Consider the following 2,997-nt stretch of genomic DNA (forward strand, 5'->3'; position numbering starts at 1 on the left):
ACGGGCTGTGCCAGCAACGGCATCGCCATCAGGAATGGCTCCACTTCTTGCGCATGATCGATCAGACCGTTCCGGCGGGGAAGGAAATCTATCTGATCTGCGACAACTACGCGACGCACAAACATGAACGGGTTCAGCGCTGGCTGCAGAAACACTCGCGATTCCATGTTCGCTTCACGCCTACTTCGGCTTCATGGCTCAACATGATCGAGCGATTCTTCCGCGACCTCACCACCAACCAGATTCGGCGCGGCGTCTTCCAGGATCTGGAGCAACTGATCACCGCCATCGGCTGCTACATCGACCACCACAACCAAAAACCAAAGCCCTTCATCTGGACCGCAAAGGCAAACGACATCCTGGAAAAGGTCACCCGTGCTCAGACCACGCTCAATAAAAGACGATCTGCATGAGACGCTACACTAGTATTGAGAGATACTTGCCACGGTAACGCAACGGGTGAGTTGAATGATACGAAGGATGATCATCTCATTCGGAATCTGCGGCTTTGTGATCGCAGTTCTGCTTGGGATGGCCTGCAGTTATCTGGCTACACACACAACAGCGAATCCTCATAACACACCATTTCTAAGTGCTGCCACAGATTTGCTTTGGCCCAGCAATCTGATGCTAATGGCCTGGCACGACGGGGAAAGATGGCACAATTCGTTTGGATTGCTCCTCTCGGCTTTCGTCAACGGAGCAATCTATTCCTTGGGGAGCTTGAGTGCTTGGGCAATCGCCAGGGCGATAGGAATTAGAAAATAGGCACCGATGCTGTCACTCTGCGTGCTGCCTGTGAAACGTTTCTTTGCGTTCCGGGCAGATCGTGGACAACTCTTCCCTATGCCTTTCCTTCGCCTTCCCGTGCTGGCCGGCGACGCGCATGTACTGGGTAGGGGAAGAGTCGGCGGTTAACCGACAGGAATGATTATCGAAGGCGCGGTTTAGAGCTGCAATCGTCTGATAACGACGCCCACGCAGTGGACCGCGCAGATTGATTTGGCGAAATATCGCAATTTCACGGATTGAGATCGGAACAGTGCAGGACGTAGGTTTTCGCGTGAACAGAATCGGTACCCACCACGTCTTGATAACGAACTTCGGAGGCACCGCGAATGAAGCAACCCCGGACTGGGTCTGGCACGTAAGGAGTCAGGTCTGCGGAAATTCTATTCACACGCCATCGGTAGGCGAAGTGTCGAGATGCCCTTGTGCATAGAGGCAGTTCCAGTCGAACTTCGCCGGTCACGTATTCACCCTCTTTGCACTCCCGAGGAAGAATATCTGCTTTCTCCGATATGGCCTTAATACCGAAGTCAAGAATGCGAGCCGCCTGTTCGGGGTCATGCGAGACGTAGATGACTTCGGCACTCACACGATAGGAGTTGTCGGCGATTGGAACCGCGGCTTTCGTTCTTTCTACAGTCCGGGTCAGCGTAGCGTCAGACCAAAGGCTGACTGCGAACCAATCGAATATGTCACCAACATGGCGCTCTGGCTCGCCATCGTCGATGACCCAGCGACTGTAATGAAGGTTCCATTCGAGGTGCATAGCGAATTCATTCTAGTTGATGACATTCTCTCGATAGCCGCTCACAACCGCAGAACCGTCCCTAGGGTCGGTTTGGGGACGATACGGGAATAACCCCCGTTTTGCCGTTTTGGAGTTACTTCTCTATAGGCGGCACCCTCCCACTACTCACAATTCAAGGCTGAGTTTGGTCACTCGGCGGCGCACAGGCTGGAGGCCGGAAGCCTGCAATGACGCCAAGTTCACCGAGAAGCGGCTCGAGCAACATTTGATTGGCCTCAATCCGGGGTCGTTCAGATTCCGAGGACGCAATGCGGTAATCTTGGACCGCCACGACCGACCCATAGGGCCATGCTGAATCCGGAAGGTCTTCCAATGCTGCCGCAACTGCTTTCACAGGGAGCGGATTTCCGTCATTCACTCCAGAGATGATGACCCCGTCGGCTCGGACAATCAAACAGGGATTCCTCCAATCCTTTCCATCGTGAATGCCCTGGTACTTCTTCGGATCGGCACTTGGGATTCGCGCTGTCAGCGAGTTGGAGGGATTAAGCTGCACATCCAGCGTCAACCGGTTCCTCGGTGCAATGCGGATGTGCTTGCCCGCTCCCACGCTCTGCTCCCACTCCTTAAAGCCCCACGAGGTCACATGCAGAAGCAAATCCTTATCCGAGGGAACGAGTATGGGCTGCGGCAAACTAAAACCTCCACTGAAAATCGTCTTCAGAGTGATGTCTTCTGACATGACCGTAACTTCCACCCCGGTAATTGGGGTTCCCGTACTTCGATTCGTGAGATGAAAAAGCACTAAGCCAGCTGGCGGCGGCAAATGCACAGTGAATTCTGCCTCAGGATGTTCAGCGGTGAGTTCGACCTCAGGTGGATGTCCCGCGGCGCCTCCTGCCCCGGTGCTGAACATCGAGTAGCCCGCCTCTTTGTCTTCGGCGAACACTGTGTACCTGCCCCACTGAAGACGCTCGAAGCGATAGGCACCAGCATCGTTCGTCTTTGTCCATGGAAGTGGCATGCCAAGCGCCACTCCCAATGGCAAAGCATTCAGCGTCAGCCCCTTCGCAGGTGTTCCATCTTGGTTGATAACCGTCCCGTAGATCACTCCTTTGTAAGGGGATTGAACTTGATTCTGCGCTGCGACGGAGGTCAGGCATACAAGCCATCCGACAAGGATCAGCATTCTCTTAGCGAATCGACTCAGACTTTCCCGCAAAGATGGGTGAATGGTCACTGTGAACATAGACACCGAGAACGACGCATTTGTTCCAGGCTGCAGAATAGACGCCTAATGAGATTTCGGGCTCCAGGAGTATTGTGGGCGATCCGGAAATTGATATGGTGTGACCCTGTCAACATCTTCGAATCGCTGGGGTGGTTTTTGTTTTGTTTCTTGCTTTTTCCCTTTCGAGGACAAGGTCAGCAGCAGCCGTGGCAGGTAATGGCGACGATTG

Annotated in this window: 3 protein-coding genes; 1 reads left to right on the forward strand and 2 read right to left on the reverse strand. The window is 53.9% G+C overall.

Annotation, left to right across the window (positions count from 1 at the left end; genetic code table 11):
* The coding region (locus WCA10_RS23130) for a transposase (RefSeq protein WP_472824900.1) at positions 1–413 on the forward strand (413 nt) is incomplete at its 5' end.
* Positions 414–1,021: 608 nt separating this feature from the next.
* Here the strand turns inward: WCA10_RS23130 and WCA10_RS23135 are convergent.
* On the reverse strand, positions 1,022–1,555 hold the full coding sequence (locus WCA10_RS23135; protein ID WP_472824901.1) for a hypothetical protein: 534 nt from the start codon (positions 1,553–1,555) through the stop codon (positions 1,022–1,024).
* Between the two features lie 154 nt (positions 1,556–1,709).
* Positions 1,710–2,726 carry a carboxypeptidase-like regulatory domain-containing protein gene (locus WCA10_RS23140; protein WP_472824902.1) on the reverse strand — a complete coding sequence of 339 codons (1,017 nt, stop codon included), beginning with the start codon at positions 2,724–2,726 and terminating at the stop codon, positions 1,710–1,712.
* Between the last annotated feature and the right edge of the window lie 271 nt (positions 2,727–2,997).

Source organism: Occallatibacter sp. (assembly GCF_049582745.1).
GTDB lineage: Bacteria > Acidobacteriota > Terriglobia > Terriglobales > Acidobacteriaceae > Telmatobacter.

Bases quoted from the DNA above. Each gene is read 5' to 3' on its own strand.
- WCA10_RS23135 (WP_472824901.1), bottom strand. From the start codon at position 1,555: ATGCACCTCGAATGGAACCTTCATTACAGTCGCTGGGTCATCGACGAT.
- WCA10_RS23140 (WP_472824902.1), bottom strand. From the start codon at position 2,726: ATGCTGATCCTTGTCGGATGGCTTGTATGCCTGACCTCCGTCGCAGCG.